The sequence below is a fragment of the Candidatus Methylospira mobilis genome (assembly GCF_009498235.1).
Classification (GTDB): domain Bacteria; phylum Pseudomonadota; class Gammaproteobacteria; order Methylococcales; family Methylococcaceae; genus Methylospira; species Methylospira mobilis.
Map to the genome: position 1 here is coordinate 1,088,491 of NZ_CP044205.1, position 16,791 is coordinate 1,105,281.

General features: G+C 55.8%; 16 protein-coding genes. 7 read left to right on the forward strand and 9 right to left on the reverse strand.

Annotation, left to right across the window (positions count from 1 at the left end; all coding sequences use genetic code 11):
• Positions 1 to 172: 172 nt before the first annotated feature.
• From F6R98_RS04710 to F6R98_RS04735, 6 genes are all read left to right on the forward strand, one after another.
• Entirely contained in the window at positions 173 to 607 is a 435-nt protein-coding gene (locus tag F6R98_RS04710; protein WP_228125092.1) for an acyl-CoA thioesterase, read from the forward strand.
• A 145-nt stretch (positions 608 to 752) separates the two neighbouring features.
• On the forward strand, positions 753 to 827 hold the full coding sequence (gene pqqA, locus F6R98_RS04715; protein WP_082054260.1) for a pyrroloquinoline quinone precursor peptide PqqA: 75 nt from the start codon (positions 753 to 755) through the stop codon (positions 825 to 827).
• Between the two features lie 499 nt (positions 828 to 1,326).
• A complete protein-coding gene (locus F6R98_RS04720) occupies positions 1,327 to 3,033 on the forward strand; it encodes a tetratricopeptide repeat protein (RefSeq protein WP_153247996.1) in 1,707 nt (568 codons plus the stop codon).
• Between the two features lie 298 nt (positions 3,034 to 3,331).
• Positions 3,332 to 4,978 carry an NAD(P)-binding protein gene (locus tag F6R98_RS04725; RefSeq protein ID WP_153250907.1) on the forward strand — a complete coding sequence of 549 codons (1,647 nt, stop codon included), beginning with the start codon at positions 3,332 to 3,334 and terminating at the stop codon, positions 4,976 to 4,978.
• Complete coding sequence (gene nifJ, locus F6R98_RS04730; protein ID WP_153247997.1) at positions 4,975 to 8,559, forward strand: pyruvate:ferredoxin (flavodoxin) oxidoreductase; 3,585 nt, start codon at positions 4,975 to 4,977, stop codon at positions 8,557 to 8,559. The genes F6R98_RS04725 and nifJ overlap by 4 nt, the downstream gene beginning before the upstream one ends.
• 362 nt (positions 8,560 to 8,921) lie before the next feature.
• On the forward strand, positions 8,922 to 9,923 hold the full coding sequence (locus tag F6R98_RS04735; protein WP_153247998.1) for a dihydroorotate dehydrogenase-like protein: 1,002 nt from the start codon (positions 8,922 to 8,924) through the stop codon (positions 9,921 to 9,923).
• Positions 9,924 to 9,973: 50 nt separating this feature from the next.
• Here F6R98_RS04735 and F6R98_RS21880 read toward each other — a convergent pair whose 3' ends face one another.
• The 6 genes from F6R98_RS21880 to F6R98_RS04760 all read right to left on the reverse strand — a co-directional run bounded on the left by F6R98_RS21880 (position 9,974) and on the right by F6R98_RS04760 (position 14,297).
• Positions 9,974 to 10,147, reverse strand: a complete 174-nt coding sequence (locus F6R98_RS21880) for a hypothetical protein (protein WP_228125093.1) — start codon at positions 10,145 to 10,147, stop codon at positions 9,974 to 9,976.
• On the reverse strand, positions 10,129 to 10,311 hold the full coding sequence (locus tag F6R98_RS21885) for a nucleotidyltransferase domain-containing protein (RefSeq protein WP_228125094.1): 183 nt from the start codon (positions 10,309 to 10,311) through the stop codon (positions 10,129 to 10,131). The genes F6R98_RS21880 and F6R98_RS21885 overlap by 19 nt, the downstream gene beginning before the upstream one ends.
• On the reverse strand, positions 10,265 to 10,720 hold the full coding sequence (locus F6R98_RS04745) for a nucleotidyltransferase substrate binding protein (RefSeq protein ID WP_153247999.1): 456 nt from the start codon (positions 10,718 to 10,720) through the stop codon (positions 10,265 to 10,267). The genes F6R98_RS21885 and F6R98_RS04745 overlap by 47 nt, the downstream gene beginning before the upstream one ends.
• 77 nt (positions 10,721 to 10,797) lie before the next feature.
• Positions 10,798 to 12,534, reverse strand: a complete 1,737-nt coding sequence (locus tag F6R98_RS04750) for an ATP-binding protein (protein ID WP_153248000.1) — start codon at positions 12,532 to 12,534, stop codon at positions 10,798 to 10,800.
• Positions 12,535 to 12,617: 83 nt separating this feature from the next.
• Positions 12,618 to 13,559 (reverse strand): sigma-54 interaction domain-containing protein, encoded by a 942-nt coding sequence (locus tag F6R98_RS04755; protein WP_153248001.1) that lies wholly within the window; start codon positions 13,557 to 13,559, stop codon positions 12,618 to 12,620.
• An 18-nt stretch (positions 13,560 to 13,577) separates the two neighbouring features.
• Positions 13,578 to 14,297, reverse strand: coding sequence for a sulfite exporter TauE/SafE family protein (locus F6R98_RS04760; RefSeq protein ID WP_228125095.1), 720 nt, complete (start codon positions 14,295 to 14,297; stop codon positions 13,578 to 13,580).
• Positions 14,298 to 14,560: 263 nt separating this feature from the next.
• Here F6R98_RS04760 and F6R98_RS04765 point away from each other — a divergent pair, with 263 nt between their 5' ends.
• Positions 14,561 to 14,776: a TOBE domain-containing protein gene (locus tag F6R98_RS04765; protein ID WP_228125096.1), complete on the forward strand. Its 216-nt coding sequence runs from the start codon at positions 14,561 to 14,563 to the stop codon at positions 14,774 to 14,776.
• 641 nt (positions 14,777 to 15,417) lie between these two features.
• On the opposite strand, the gene F6R98_RS04770 is transcribed toward F6R98_RS04765, so the two are convergent.
• From F6R98_RS04770 to grxD, 3 genes are read right to left on the reverse strand one after another with little or no spacing between them, the layout of a single operon-like run.
• Positions 15,418 to 16,158, reverse strand: coding sequence for a 4Fe4S-binding leucine-rich repeat protein (locus F6R98_RS04770; RefSeq protein ID WP_320412160.1), 741 nt, complete (start codon positions 16,156 to 16,158; stop codon positions 15,418 to 15,420).
• A 9-nt stretch (positions 16,159 to 16,167) separates the two neighbouring features.
• A complete protein-coding gene (locus F6R98_RS04775) occupies positions 16,168 to 16,440 on the reverse strand; it encodes a BolA family protein (RefSeq protein WP_153248003.1) in 273 nt (90 codons plus the stop codon).
• Positions 16,441 to 16,463: 23 nt separating this feature from the next.
• Positions 16,464 to 16,781: a Grx4 family monothiol glutaredoxin gene (gene grxD, locus F6R98_RS04780; RefSeq protein WP_153248004.1), complete on the reverse strand. Its 318-nt coding sequence runs from the start codon at positions 16,779 to 16,781 to the stop codon at positions 16,464 to 16,466.
• Positions 16,782 to 16,791 lie beyond the last annotated feature (10 nt).

Consider the following 16,791-nt stretch of genomic DNA (forward strand, 5'->3'; position numbering starts at 1 on the left):
TTCCTGCCGCAGTCATATTCCTGATGCAGAATAAAGTCGCCCTAATCAGGGCCGGCTATGCATTGCGCGCCGAAATTTCTACATTTTTCTTCTTTCAGGAGTTAGACATGTTAAAAAAAACATTTTACTGCAAACTGATCTGACCACCCCGCTGGAGTCTCCTGCGAACTACGTGCCGGCGATTAACGCCCAAAAAACCTTCCGCCACATTCTGGATATTTGCCTCAAGGATTCGAATGCATACGGCAACACCTATTTCGCCCGGTATTTCGAGTGGCAAGGCGTCTGCCGCGAGCAATGGTTTTATCGCTGCGTTGCCAGCGACATGCTTCAATCGCAAGGCGTATTCGTCACAAAATGCGCCCATCAGGATTACGCGCATGAAACTTTCCCGTTCCAGACGGTGGAGTGCCATCTGAACAGCTTCAACGTCAGAGCCTGCTCCTTTCATCTGCTGTTCCGCTTTTATGTAGACGGCGTTCTTGCGTCTACAGGGTTTCAGCAAATCGTATTCGCCAGCCATGACCGGAAAATCATCAGGTTGCCGAAAAGCGTGATCGAAGAAATCAGGCTATACGAAGACGCTCAATTCGTGCCGAAAGGCTAAATCAAACGAGGCCCGCCGCTTTGGCGGGCCTTTCCCGATAAATATTCGGCAAAGAATTGCACTGTCACTATCTGCATCGTATACTTTACCTTGAACTCGAAAGAGTCCGTAAAATTCAAGCAAACACAAACTCTGGAGTACCAGCATGAGATGGGAAAAACCGAGCTACAACGATCTGCGCTTCGGCTTTGAAGTCACGATGTACATCTACAACCGTTAATCCGGTTTGATGTAGCGGAAACGGGGTAGTGCACATCAAGTACCACCCCGTTTTCAATGCGGTAATACTACTCGCCAACTCCGTGGCGTCTTATTCCAGCGGCCAAGGATTCTTGCCGGGCGGCAGCTGTTATCATTATCCCCGATTATTCAGGAAACAATCGTAGTTCCTATGGTTTTTCCATTCTGTGCATGAGTCGGCCTGACCTTTTTACCTGACACGTCGTCCACGTTGACGCCGGACATCGGAGACCATGATAGCGTACTCGGCTTATCCGCATACTCGACCTGCAAGCGGGTGCCGTTGTTCAGCGCGACGAACTCGCCGAAGCTTTCTATTTTTTTTGATATTGTATCTTCAGGTACTCAGTATCATTCGAACCACTCCTTCGGTTTGGAGGAACACAAGGACTGTACAAGGTTTATGATAGTCCGCAAGGCTGTCAAAACTGACTGGAAGCAATTCTACATGGCTGCAAGCATAGAGCGAGTATCCAACCATGACCATACAAATTGCAAATCGCATTGTTTGTTATCCCGATCCGTCGCCGTTGCAGGCTGCTATCGCCGGGGCTAGCGGTCTGATTAGGGAGTTGACAGCGGTTTTGGAACGCGAAGCCGGTGCCTTGTACGAAAATGCGATGCCTGCGGATTTGCTGGAAGTCAAGGCCGGTCTGATCGCCGCCCATGCTCGCGCACTTGAGCGTCTTCGCGCGACGCCTATAGCGCATGAGTTGACTCTGGACGAATTGCGGATGCTCGACGAATTGAAAGCGCTGGACGCCGCGTTGATGACGGCGGCCCTGGACAGCCTGATTGCAGCCGATCCCGGAGTAATCGAACTGCGTTTCCGCAGAGCCGGCATGCTGGTGCGACAGGGGCGCGATGAGGAGGCGCACCGCGACTATCTGGCTGTGCTGGACAAAGACGCTGCGCATTTCGACGCACTTAACGACTTCGGCAACCTGCTGTTCGATACCGGCTATCGCAGCGCAGCGCGCACCCTTTTTTCCCAGGCGGTGGATACGCACCCCCATCGGCCTGCCGGTTATGTCAACCTTGCCAACCTGTTGCTGTCGCAGGCCGATTATGATGCGGCGAAAAGCTTTTACCAGACAGCCCTGATTTTGGACTCCACGCTGGCCGAAGCGCATCGCGGCATGTCTTACGCCCTGAGCGAGCTGGGCGACGAAGCCGCAGCGTCCGCGCATCGAGAACCCGGCTTTCGCGGTCACGCGGTCATGACCTGGCCGCACCGCGGGCCGGGCAGAGCCTTGCCTTTGCTGGTGCTGAGTTCGGCGATAGGTGGCAACATTCCGTTCAAGCATCTACTCGACGAACGTACCTTTTTGTCTTCGGTCATCCTCAGCGAATATTTCGATCCGGAGACCCCCCTGCCGCCGCACCGGCTGATCATCAACATTGTCAGCGATGCCGATCTGTGCCGTCAGGGGCTGGACGCCGCCGAGCGTTTGCTGGCAAAAAGCCCTGCGCCGGTTATCAATTCACCGCAATTGATCCGGCCTACGGGGCGGCTGGATAACGCACGCCGGCTCGGCGTTCTTCCGGGCGTGATCGTACCCCGTTCCGCGCTGATACCGCGTGCGGAGCTGGTGAGCGACACGGCGCAGGATCTGCTGGCCGATCAGGATATCGGATTTCCGTTGCTGCTGCGCAGCCCCGGATTTCATACCGGACGGCATTTCGTGCGTGTGGATGCGCCGGAGGGTCTGGCAGCGGCGGCCGGCGCCTTGCCGGGAGCGGCGTTGCTGGTCATGCAGGCCCTGGACGCGCGCAACAGCCGCGGAGACCACCACAAATACCGCGTAATGTTCGTGAACGGAGCGCTTTATCCGTTGCATCTGGCCTTCTCCAATAACTGGAAAGTGCATTATTTTTCTTCCGCGATGGAAGATCAGCCTGAGTACCGGGCGCTGGAAGCGGCGTTTCTCAACGACATGCCCTCGGTGCTGGGCTCTAAAGCCATGACGGCTCTGAACAGCATTTGTCAGACATTGGGGCTGGATTACGGCGGCATCGACTTCGCGCTCGGCGACGATGGTGATATTCTGCTGTTCGAGGCCAATGCGACCATGGTGGTGTATCGTCCGGAGAACGACGAAAAATGGACCTATCGCCGGGCGGCGGTTGAGAGGATACTGGATGCGGTTCGGGCCATGGTCATTGAGCGGGCGCTGTGCGCCTGAGTGAGGCGCGGCGGCTGGAATCGTCAAACAGTTGTCATGATGTTTCGGATATGATTGCCTGCCGGATGATGGCATGATTGTGTCGACAGGGTGGGCTCTTGTCCGGATGTCATCCATGAGCGACCTTGAGGATAGCGTGAGGGCCGGCAAAGCGAGGCAAAACTTTTCTTAATCATTCAGGTTGTTAGCGGATGCGCTGTTATGGGGCGGGGGTTACGGGAAGTTATCGTTGACCAAACCCCTCAAGCCGATTGCTGAAATTGTTACAACCTTTCAAGCCGAGATAGGAGATAAAGCGATGACGGGTTCCAGACTGAGCGATATGACGCGCCCCGCAGACCTGGCTTTACATGGCAAGGGCACCGGGCCGAGCCGCAGCCAGCGTCCGGTTTATCTGGATTTATTGCCCCCTTGCAACAACGCCTGTCCCGCCGGCGAGAATATCCAGGCCTGGCTGGCGCTGGCGCAGGCCGGACATTACCAGCGCGCCTGGGAAACCCTGCTGCGCGACAATCCGATGCCGTCGGTGCACGGCCGCGTCTGCTACCACCCTTGCGAAAGCCAGTGCAACCGCGCGCAGGTCGACAGTTCCGTCAGCATCCACGCCGTGGAGCGTTTTCTCGGCGACCTGGCCTTGAGTTCCGGCTGGCAGATCAAACCGGACAAAGCGCCCAGCGGCAAGCGCGTGCTGGTGGTCGGGGCCGGCCCCAGCGGTTTGTCGGCGGCTTATCATCTGGCGCGCCTCGGTCATGCGGTCGAGATTTACGATGCCGGACCGGTAGCCGGCGGCATGATGTACTTCGGGATACCGGCCTACCGTTTGCCGCGTCATGAGCTGGCCCAGGAAATTTCGCGCATCGAATCCCTGGGGGTGAAGATCCGCCTGAACCGTAAGGTCGAAGATATCCTGGCGGAAAAAGCATCCGGAAATTTCGACGCGGTTTTTACCGCCGTCGGCGCGCATCTCAGTAAACGTGTCGATATACCGGCGCGCGATGCAGGCAAGATCTACGACGCCGTCAGTTTTCTGCGCGAGACCGCATCCGGACAGGCCCCGCTACTGGGGCGTCGCGTCGCCATTTATGGCGGCGGCAATACCGCGATGGATGCCGCGCGCACCGCTAAACGCCTCGGTGCGGAAGAAGCCTTGATCATCTACCGCCGCGACCGCGAACATATGCCCGCGCATAGCTTCGAAGCCGACGAAGCTATGGAAGAGGGCGTTAAAATCAATTGGCTGCGCACCATCAAGGAAATCGATCAGACCCGTATCCAGGTCGAAGTGATGAAGGTCAACGAGGAGGGTTATCCCGAGCCCACCGGTCAATTCGAAACCCTGGAGGCCGATGCGCTGATTTTGGCGCTGGGGCAGGATACCGATACCGGTTTTCTGAAAAATGTGCCGGATATCGAATTCAAGCGCGACGGCACGGTTATCGTCGATGCCAACATGATGACCGGCCATGCCGGCATTTTTGCCGGCGGCGACATGGTGCCGAGCGAGCGCACCGTTACCGTCGCGGTTGGACACGGCAAGAAAGCGGCGCGCCATATCGACGCCTATCTGCATGGCGAAACCTATGTCAAAGCGCCGAAACACGATCTGGTAGGCTACGAGAAACTGCATACCTGGTATCTGACCGAAGCCGAACAAACGCATCAGGACTCTGTGGCCGTCGAGCGTCGCAACTACGGCTTCGACGAAGTGATTCATGGTCTTGGCGAAGACGCGGCGCTGTTCGAAGCGCGGCGCTGCTTTTCCTGCGGCAACTGTTTCGAATGCGACGGCTGCTACGGCGCCTGCCCGGAGCAGGCCATCATCAAGCTCGGGCCAGGACAGCGCTACCGCTACGATTACGATCTTTGCACCGGTTGCGCGGTTTGTTACGAGCAATGCCCCTGCCACGCCATCGAAATGACACAAGAGCCAGGAGTGAACGTATGAGCCCAGTTCAGGTTACCACGCTGGAAGGCAACGAGGCGGTTGCGTACATCGCCTACCGCACCAACGAAATCTGCTCGATTTACCCGATCACCCCGTCCTCGACCATGGCCGAGCTGGCCGATCAATGGGCGTCGGAAGGCAAGACCAACATCTGGGGCAACATTCCGCTGGTGGTAGAGATGCAAAGCGAGGCCGGCGCGGCGGGCGCGGTGCACGGCGCATTGCAGACCGGCGCATTGACGACGACCTTCACCGCCTCGCAAGGCCTGCTGCTGATGATACCGAACATGTACAAAATCGCCGGCGAACTGACGCCCGCGGTTTTTCATGTCGCGGCGCGCGCGCTGGCGGCGCAGGGCTTGTCCATTTTTGGCGACCATTCCGATGTCGCCGCAGTGCGCAATACCGGGTTCGCGCAGCTGGCGTCCAGCTCGGTGCAGGAAGCGCACGACATGGCGCTGCTGGCGCAGGCCGCGACGCTGGAGTCGCGCATTCCGTTCGTGCATTTTTTCGACGGCTTCCGCACCTCGCACGAGGTCAATAAGATCGAGCTGATCGGCGACGAACAGATACGCGCGCTGATCGACGCAGATCGCGTGCGCGAACATCGCGCGCGCGGTCTCAACCCCGATAATCCGTTCATACGCGGCACCGCGCAAAATCCCGATATTTATTTTCAGGCGCGCGAAACCGTCAACCCGTTTTATCAGGCCCTGCCGCAGATCGTGCAGGATAAAATGGACGCCCTCGCCGCCTTGACCGGCAGGCAGTATCGTCTGTTCGATTATTTCGGCCACCCGCAAGCCGAGCGCGTGGCGGTCATCATCGGTTCCGGCGCGCAGACGCTGTACGAGACCGTCGATTACCTGCAACGGCAGGGCGAGAAAGTCGGCGTTATCAATGTGCGCCTGTGCCTGCCGTTTTCCTCCGAGCATTTCCTCACGGCGCTGCCAGCTACGACTCAGTCAATAGCGCTACTTGATCGCGTCAAACTGCCGGGTTCGAGCGGCGAGCCGTTGTACGGTGACGTGCTCACCTGCCTGAGCGAAGCCAACGCCGACGGACGCTTGCCGACACGCGGCCTGCCGCGCATCGTCGGCGGACGCTACGGCCTGTCGTCGAAGGAGTTTACCCCGGCGATGGCGAAAGCGGTGCTGGACGAGCTGAAAAAGGACAATCCGAAAAATCATTTCACCATCGGCATCAACGACGATATCACGCTGACCAGTCTGGACTACGATCCCGCTTTCGATATCGAGCCGGACCACGTGGTGCGCGCGCTATTTATCGGCCTCGGCGCGGACGGCACCGTCGGTGCCAACAAGAACAGCATCAAAATCATCGGCGAATCGACGCCGCTGCATGCGCAAGGCTATTTCGTCTACGATTCGAAAAAATCCGGGTCGCGCACGGTATCGCATGTGCGCTTCGGACCGAAGCCGATCCTGTCGCCCTATCTGATCCAGTCGGCGAGTTTTATCGGCTGCCATCAGTTCGGATTCGTCGATAAGATGGACGTACTCGCCAATGCCCGCGACGGCGCGACTTTCCTGCTGGACAGCCCGTACGGACCGGACGAGGTATGGCAGCATTTGCCGCAGCGTTTGCAGCGGCAGATCATCGACAGGAAAATCGCTTTCTACGTGATCGACGCGTCCAGCGTCGCGCGCGCGACCGGCATGGGCAATCGCACCAATACCATCATGCAGACCTGCTTTTTCGCGATTTCCGGCGTGTTGCCGCGCGATGAGGCCATAGCCAAAATCAAGCAGTCGATCAAGAAAACCTACGGCAAGAAAGGGGATGAAGTCGTCAATAAAAACTTCCTCGCGGTAGACCGGACCCTGGAGCAACTGCACCGTGTCGCTGTGCCGTCGGCTGCGAGCGGTGTGAACGAGGTTGTGCCGGTTGTGCCGGTGCAGGCGCCCGAGTTTGTGCGGAAAGTCACTGCGATGATGATGGCAGGAGCCGGCGATCAACTGCCGGTTTCGATGCTGCCGATCGACGGCACCTATCCATCCGGCACCACGCAATGGGAAAAACGCAATATTTCCGCATTCGTGCCGCATTGGGAGCCGGATATCTGCATCCAGTGCGGCAACTGCAGCTTCGTCTGTCCGCATGCGGTGATCCGCTCCAAGTTTTATCCGCAGACCCTGTTGCAGAGCGCGCCGGAAAACTTCAAGTCCGCGCCGATCAGCGCGCGCGGCTTCCCGGAAACGCGTTATACCCTGCAGATCTATGTAGAGGATTGCACCGGTTGCGCGCTGTGCGTCGAAGTCTGTCCGGCCAAGAGCCTGCAGCAAAGCGGCGTCAAGGCCATCAATATGAAGGAAAAGGCGCCGGTGCTGGAGCAGGAGCGCGCCAACATCGGCTTCTTCGAGCAGATACCGGTCAACGACCGCGCGCGCGTCGATTTTGCCTCTGTGCGCGGCGCTCAGTTTCTCGAACCTTTGTTCGAGTTTTCCGGCGCTTGCGCGGGTTGCGGCGAAACGCCTTACGTGCGGCTGCTGTCGCAGTTATTCGGCGACCGTCTGATTATGGCCAACGCCACCGGCTGTTCGTCGATATATGGCGGCAACCTGCCGACTACGCCATGGACCAAAAACGGCGAAGGGCGCGGCCCGGCCTGGTCGAATTCGCTGTTCGAAGACAATGCCGAGTTCGGTCTCGGATTCCGCCTGACCGCCGACAAGCATCTGGCGCTGGCGCACGATCTGGCTGCGGCGCTAAAAAATGAAATCAGTCCGGCATTGATAGACGGCATTCTTGATGCGCCGCAAACGACCGAATCGCAGATACGCCGACAGCGCATCCGTGTTGCGGAGCTCAAGGCGGCGCTGCTGAAACTGGACAGCGAGACGGCGCGCGATCTGCTGTCCGTCGTCGATCATCTGGTGCGGCGCAGCGTCTGGATCATGGGCGGCGACGGCTGGGCCTACGACATCGGTTCCGGCGGCGTCGACCATGTGCTGGCCAGCGGCAGGGATATCAACATCCTGGTGCTGGACACCGAAGTCTATTCCAATACCGGCGGCCAGATGTCCAAGGCGACGCCGATGGGCGCGGTCGCCAAGTTTGCAGCCGGCGGCAAGCCGCTGGCGAAGAAGGATCTGGCCTTGCAGGCGATTTCCTACGGCAACGTCTATGTCGCCAGAATCGCGATGGGAGCCAATCCGCAGCAGACCCTGCTGGCCCTGCGCGAAGCCGAGGCTTATCCCGGCCCGTCGCTGGTGCTGGCCTACAGCCATTGCATCGCGCATGGCATCAACATGCAGCACGGCCTGAAACAGCAGGATCTGGCGGTAGCGAGCGGACATTGGCCGCTGGTGCGCTACAACCCGGCGTTGCGCCAGAGCGACAGGAACCCGTTCGTACTCGATTCGCCGCGTCCGCACGTCAAGCTCAAGGATTATGCGTTCAACGAACTGCGTTACAAGATGCTGGCGCGCCAGCATCCGGCGGAAAGCGAACATCTGATGACTCTGGCACAGCAGGTAGTGAACCAGAAATGGGAAATTTACGAAGAAATGGCCAGCCGTAGCGGCAGTCATTTCCATCCCGATGCGGGTGTTAAATAATCGCTAACTATTCAGACCGATGAGCCGCCTGATGCTGAAATATTTTGTATGAGCGGGCTTTAGCCCGCGAAAATATAGCAGGCCGCTCGCGGGCTAAAGCCCGCTCCTACAAGGGTGGGTGGCGGTAGCTAAATAATTAGGTGATTAGCACTATTGTTCACAAGCCATTGATTACTGGTACAGGACGGAAATTAGCTTGTCCTTATAATTCAAATGCTTCCATTGGTCTAATCCATACTTTCGTGAATTTCGGTGCTAATCACCAATAATTATAGTAATTGTAAGAGTGGCTCGTCATTCCGGCAGGGATTGCCGGAATCCAGATAGCAGGGATGCGGACGGATCAAGATAAAGAGGGCGCTATGGATCTCACCACCAAGTACATGGGATTGGAACTGCGGCATCCGGTTGTCGCGTCGGCATCGCCGCTGTCCGGCACTCTGGACGGCATCAAGCGGCTGGAAGACAGCGGCGCGGCAGCGGTCGTGATGTTCTCGCTGTTTGAAGAACAAATCCGCCACGAAAACGAAGCGTTTTCTCACTTGATCGAATCCGGCAGCAACAGCTTTGCCGAATCGCTGAGCTATTTTCCCGATATCGACGAGCATCAGGCCGGTCCCGAGAGCTATCTGGCGCTGTTGCAACGCGCATCCGAAGCCACCGACATCCCGATCATCGCCAGTCTCAACTGCATCAGCAGCGAGGGCTGGATCGACTACGCGCATCAGATGCAACAGGCCGGGGCGGCCGGGCTGGAGCTGAACATTTATGCGATCGAAGCCGATCTCGAAATTTCCGGCGCGGAAGTCGAGCAGCGCTATCTCGATATCGTGCGCACGGTGAAGTCCAGCGTCGATATTCCGGTTGCGCTCAAGCTCAGCCCTTTCTTCAGCGCGATGGGCAACATGGCGAAGCGTCTGGACGCCGCCGGGGCCGACGCGCTGGTGCTGTTCAATCGCTTCTATCAGCCAGACATCGACATCAATAGCCTGGACGTATTGCCATCCCTGAGCCTGAGCTCGGCGAGCGAAATCCGTCTGCCGCTGCTGTGGATTGCGCTGTTGCACGGCAAAATCAAGGCCTCTCTGGGCGCAACGCGCGGCGTTGAGCGTCCGGACGAGGTCATCAAATACCTGCTCGCCGGCGCCGACGCGGTGATGACCACCTCGGTGCTGCTGCGCAACGGACCGGCGTATTTATCGGTGCTGGTCGAAGGCCTGAAACACTGGATGGAAGCGCGCGGCTTTACTTCCGTCGATCAATTCCGCGGCAGTATGAGTCACAGTAAAGTCGCCGATCCGGGCGCGTTTGAGCGCGCGAACTATATCAGGGTGCTGGAGAGTTATAAGAGCGCGTATATTTAACCGGGGTCCTGTCGGCTAGCCGGATAAATGCTTGATCCGGCCTCCGTTCGTCACCGGCGTTCAGTGTTATTCATGTCTCTGTTGTAGGTCGCCACCGCTACGGGGTCGATATGATCGATCAGGTCGCTATTGCCGAGTTGCCGGTATTGCGACAGATCCACGGTGTACGGCAGCATCAGGACATCGATTTGATCCTCGATCTGCATTAATTCGGTAAACGGCATTTCGTCTCCTTGATGGTCAGATCGATATCGGAGCCGGGGCGGTGTGTGCCTTTGGCGCGGGAGCCGTAGATCAGCACGGTTTCGATGCTGTTATGCCGGACAAACACGCTGTTGAGTTTATCGAGCGTTGCCGAAGACAAACCGAATGCGAAAGCAGCGCTCATGACAGGTTTTTTCCATTTCGGCTTGCAAGGTTACAAACAGCGGGAAGTACTGGCCGATAATGATGTCGACCAGCTTGTCGGCGGTGAGTTCGTCATAAGTATGCGAAGAGATATGGCGGCTTAGTATCATCGCCATCCACAGTTCGCCATCGGCGATCAGTTCGAGTTTGAAGGCTGCGCGTGTCGCGTCTTTCGAGCTTTTGATGTCATAATTGCCCTGATCCTGCAAAAAATCTTTCAATACCTTCCAGGCCAGTTCGTGGATAAATTCGAACGCCTGGATCACTCCCTGTTTCTCCAGCGACGACAGTTCGCGCTGCTCGCTCAGCTCTACCCCGTTTTGCAGTTGCCGAAGGGCTTTTTTATAATTGGCAAAGCGTTGCCGCCAACGGATATCGGGCTCGTTCATGGCGGTGTTTTCCGCAGGGTTTTAATGTCCATCACAAGGCTAAATTCATAATTGTGATTTTTTACAATGTCGTTTGTTTAATCTGTTCCCGCCAGCGTCAGCAATTTCAGCATGAAGCGATGAACATCCTCGTGAATTTCATCGCTAACCATGTTGAGCGCGACATCCGTTCGCGTCAGTTGCAGCGAGGGCGAGCCGCTTTTCAGTTGCTGGAACAGCGCATTGTCGTTATCGAACAGCAGCCGCTTTCCGTCGACCACGCTGAAAATATTGGCGCCGACATTGCGCCAGTTTCTTCCGGGCGGTAAAGTCAGGTTTTCCGCATTAAAAAACGTATCGATGATTTGCAGCGGTATTTTCGCAAACAGATCGTCCGCGCCCGATTGCAGTTGTTTGAGTGCTGCGCGTTTCCAGGCATCCGGCACCAATAGATAATTTTCGATATTTTTGCGCCGCCATTCGAATAATGCGGGGTTGTCCGCCCCGGGATGAAATGCGTCGTCGGTGCCGTCGTAATCGAACAGCATCAGTTTCGCCTTGTGCGGCAGAATTTGCCGTAAAGCGGAAAAGTGCCGCTTGGCTTCTTCCATCATCAACTGTTTAGTGCCGCCACCCATGATTTTGAAGAAAACCTTATCCACAGCCGCCTGAGCGCCGCAGGCTGCGGCCCATGCGCGCAACAGCCGTTCGTCGTCTTCGCCTTCCACATATACGATGCAGGGAGAAGCCGTCAGGAAGGTGATTTCCTCATTCGTAACATCCGACATCGCGCGCAGCATATCCGGGCTGGATTGCAAGCGTCTGGGTTCCAGCGCCAGCAGCGATACGATCTGGCAGGCGTCCACGCCGCGAACAAACTCCTCGGCATGCGTCGCAATCAGGAATTGCGTGCCCCTTTCCATCGATTTCTGCTTGAAATAGTCGAGAATTTCGCGCTGCAAGTTGACGTGCAAGTGTGCGTCCGGTTCGTCCAGCAGTATCGTGGTCGGTTTGTAACCGTAAAGAAATCCGAGCAATGTCAGCGTTTGATGGAAACCGCTGCCGCCGGCGATGATGTCGTAGTTTTTGCCGTTTTCTTCGCGATATTCGACGTTGATGTAAACATCCTTGGCCGAATCGTATTTCGGCTCACGGATTGTGACCGAGAACCAGCGTTCGACGATATCGGCCAGTTCCCGCCAGTCAGCCGGCGGCATATGGTTTTTAGTGATGCGCCCGTTCTCGCGGGGAGGTTCCGGGCATACCCTCAACAGCAAATTGCGCAGTACGCTGCCGGGTTGCCCCTTGCCTACCTGCTGTCGAATTGGAGAAATATCCAGCCACTTTTCCTCAGGTTCCAATCCAGAGAACGGCGGTACGTAAGCAATAACCGGCAAATCTCCTTGCTGCTCGCAGTCGCGGAATTTGGCCCAGCCGTCTTCCGGGATCACGTAGATGGTTTGCGGCGAGTGATAGCGTAATTGCACGCCGAAGGCGGCAGTTTCGCCCGTTGCGCGCCGCCATTCCACACGAATGCCGATTAGAACATATTCCAGTTTCTTATCGGGATAACGGCGTTCGGTTTTGTCCTTCCACAGCAGCAGGAATTCCGGCACCGGCAATGCCGTGAAGTTGGGCAAAACCACCTGGATGCCCTTGGAGCCGCTACGTTTTGAACGATGAAATTCGTTGACGCAGAACTGCCAGATCGCCAGCGCCTGCAGCACGGTACTCTTGCCGCTGTTGTTGCGTCCGACCAGCAGATCGAAGCGCGTAAAGTCGTAAGCCTGCTCGCCGATGCGCTTGAAGTTGCGTAAGGTTAACCGGGTAATCATGCGTCTCTTCCATTGCTGCCGAGTTAGTCACTTACACAGAATGTAACTCGTTGAGGTAAGCTCCCGGCTTTGCCAAGGGTAATTTAACTGATTCCGTACTTTTGCATTCTGTACAACAAGGTATCGCGCGTGATGCCGAGCAGTTGCGCGGAACGGGTGCGGTTGCCCTTGGTGCGCAGCAGTGCCTGGTTGATCAGGTCAATTTCCACTTTTTCAAGTTCGATGCCTGATTCGGGCAATTGTATGCATGAGGAACCGGGTTTGCTTTGGTGCGTAATTTCATTGGGCAGGTGAGCTTCTTCTATTGTTTGACCGGCCATCATGATGGCGAGCCGCTCGCACAGGTTTCTTAATTCGCGCACATTGCCCGGCCATGCATGATGTTGCAGGCGCGATATGGCGCTTTTACCCAGCGTCGCTTCGGGTAACTGGTGGCTTACAGCGAACCGCTTTAAAAAATGGCCCAGCAACAATTGGATATCGCCCATGCGTTCGCGCAACGGCGGCACTTCGAGGGGTACGACGTTGAGACGGTAATACAGATCCTTTCTGAACTCACCGCGCGAAATTCTTTCTTCCAGGTTGGAGTTGGTAGCGGCAATGATGCGGACATTGATGGTTTGCGCGCTGGTGTCGCCTACGGTTTGTATCTCGCCGGTTTCAAGAAAACGCAGTAACTTCGCCTGCAACGGCAGAGGCATCGAGTCTACTTCATCCATGAAAAGGGTGCCGCCGTGGGCGGCCGGAAGGCGGCCGGTCTGGTTTCCGACAGCCCCGGTAAAAGCTCCTTTACGATGACCGAACAATTCCGACTCGGCGATCGCTTCCGGCATGGCGGCACAGTTGAGCGTTACGAACGGTTTGTGCGCTCGCGCACTGTTTTTCTGCAATGCATTGGCCAACACTTCTTTTCCCGTACCGGTTTCGCCGACAATCAGCACGGTTACGTCGGTGGCGGCTATCATTCTGGCGCTTCTGATCAACGCTTCGAAATTGGGAGATTGCCCGATGATCGATTCAAACATATCCGCGCATTCCTTAAATCAGGTTAACCGATGAACCATGGGATTCAGCCATGGAAAAGCAGCCAGCAAAGCCAGAATCAGCAGTGATGCCCCTGCCAGTTTGCGAAACTCTTTCATTCTGGATAACTCGACCATCATGTTGGTCATCAGGCCTACGCCGGCAACCGCAGGCAGGGTGCCGAGGCCGAAGAACAGCATGGTGAGCGTGCTTCTGAACTCATTTCCGGCCGTGGCGGATAATGCCAGCGCGGCATAAACCAATCCACAGGGGAGCCAGCCCCATATCATGCCAAAAATATAAGCCTGTTTTAGCGTTTGCACCGGAAGCAGGCGGCGCCCATAAGGTTCGATTTCGCGCCATAACTGGGCTCCGGCGCGCTCGATATAGGCGAAGCGCGGGAACCAGCCGCCTATGTGCAGGCCGGCGCCGGTCATGACCAAAACCGAAATGATTTGCAGGATACGGTGTCCCTGGCCTTCTCCCAGCGGCAGCATCAGCACATTGTGCAGCAGCCCGGCAAGAAAACCGGCCAGGCCATAACTGCTGATGCGTCCGAGATTGTAGCTGAGTACAAAGGGCAGCAGTTGCGTTTTGTCTTCGCGAACTTCGCGCTTCAGGCTGAGCGTTAGAGAGCCGATGATGGAGCCGCACATGCTCAGGCAATGCAGCGTGCTGAATAGCCCCATGATAAAGGCTACCAGATACGAAGTGCTGAAACCGGGTTCCAGGTGATGCATAGAAGCCCTCATCCGTAAAGTAAACGTATTATTCTATCACGAATTCTTTCTGTCTCCCCGGGAAAAGCTGATAATTCAGCTTCTGCGCCGGTATGTCCGAATAGCCGTATTTTCTGTAAAGACGCTTATATTGTGCCATACCATCTGCGTTGAATGAGCATGCATTATTTACCCATTGCGTAACGGCATGGTATAGAATCATCTGCACGGAAACAGGTATTTCCGGATTCAGATGTTGTTAAATCAATATAATGGAGATCGTCATGGCATTGAAATTGAGCGCGCGTAATGTTCTAAAAGGCACCGTCAAATCCATTACGCATGGGGTTGTCGATAGCGAAGTGGTAATCGAGTTGTCGCCGGGCGTTGAGATCGTCTCGATTATTACCAAGAGTTCTGCGGAAAGTCTGGGGCTGAAAGTAGGTGATGCCGCCTCCGCCATTATCAAGGCGCCAAATGTGATTATCGGCGTTGAGTAAGACAGTAGGGTTTTCTCGGTGAGGGAGATAAAAAAAGACCCGCAAGGATGCGGGTCAAGGCTTAAGATAGGAGGAGAAACAACTACAGAGCGTCAGCGTCACTGTCTAAGTGAGCTATATGAATCGTTGAAGAGGCAGAACGCAATCGAGCCGCTCAACGTTGCTCCAAACAGCGAAACAAGTAGAAATTCAAGACCGGTCATGGGACACCTCATCGTTTGTTCATTGACGGTTCCTATTCTGAATCATTTCAATATAAATACAATATAGCCTGTATTTTACTTACTGTTTCTTAAAATGAAACTGTTGGGTGCGGCCTTACCCATCTGTTTTTATTCTTGTTTATTTACAACGATTTGTAATGACTCGTAGCTTGAGTGAAATGGTCGGTAATGAGGGCCGTTTCGCGAATTTGTAACGAAATCTTTACTTCAATTTTATGGAAAAGGATGTTGTAGAGCGGAGTTTGCTTGCTGGGTGAAGCGGTTTAGGGCGATTGAGAGCCCCAATTGCTCTTAAATTAATTCGTTTGTAGTCCGCCCGTTTAATATTGTTTGTTTAATTATCAACATGTTAGTGTCTTTTGTTGATCATTTGACAGGCATTCAGCGAACGGATAAATCAGATGCGTTACGCTTCTTTCAACGGTTCTCTGTTTCGAGTCGTTCACGCACGATTTCACGGACTTCTTCCGAAGGGTCGTGTAGCAGTTTTCTAACGGCCTCCAATGGCGCGCGCGCGGCGGCCATATAACGGATCAGCCATTCCTTGTCTTCCAGCACCACAATCAGCGAGTTCTCGTCCATGCGTTCGACTACCACCCGTCTGACTTCAAGTTGCGGGTCATGCGCCATCAGTCCCAGACTGTACACCGGCAGCCGTTTCGCAACTTCCTTCCGCACCTGTTCGTCTTCGTCGCAAATCATACGGAACAGCCGGCCGTGCGGCAGGCGCCGCGCCACGTAGGTGCGCACCATGTAATCCGGGTCGTCGACCATTTGCTCAAGCTGATGTGCGGGTAAGCGGTCGGCGACGGTAATGCGTACTTCACGGTCTGTGTCGCGCAGCAGGGTTTGCAGATGTTCGGGCGCAATGCGGTAAGCTACCGCCCTGCGCACCACTTCATCGTGGTCCCCGGTCAGCGGCAACAGGGATTCCAGCGGAGCATAGCGCACTGCGATGGCTCGCCTTTCCCAAAAATCGTCCTGTAGATACTGCTCGGCCAGCATCGGGTTGCGTTTCAGGAAACGGTCTATCTGCCGCCCGCTCATCGCGCGGATGCACGCATCTCCGGGCACGCACTGACCGCGGTCGAGCAGTAATGCGCGATGAGGACAATTTTCGCAATCCGCGCGAGGTGTTAGGTCGTCGGGCTCGCTCAAGGTCAGCCGTCAACCGATTTGCACAAGATTAGCTGCTTCGGCAGCTTTTTGTTTTTTCCACTCTTCCGGAGTGTAGGATTTAATGCTGAGCGCATGCAGCTCGCCGCTTTCCAGCCACGGCGTAGCCGCAGCATAGATCTGCTGTTGGCGTTTTACCGGTGAAAGTCCCTGGAAATGCGGGCTGACGACAAGGGCCGTCAGGCTGCAGGCTTCGCCTATCATGGTGACTTCGCTGTCCGCTACGGTAGCGGTTATGGCGCTTTTGAGTGCTTCTATATCCATGGGGTCGGAGGTCTCTGGTTGGGTTATTCGGTTACCGCACCTTTCAATATACCCGAAAGTTCGCCATTCTTGTGCAGTTCCTCAATAATGTCGCAGCCGCCGATCAATTCTCCCGCGACGAAAAGCTGTGGAAAAGTAGGCCATTTGGAAACTTTGGGGAGTTTTTCGCGGATGAACGGCGCATTCAGCACATCGACCCAGGCGAAGGGAACGCCGATGGATTGAATCAGAGCGACCGCTTTGGCGGAAAATCCGCATTGGGGCGCGTCCGGAACGCCTTTCATATAAATCAGTATAGGGTTGTTTTTGATCTGATCCAGTATTTTTTCTTCGGTAGTCATGGTGGTTCCT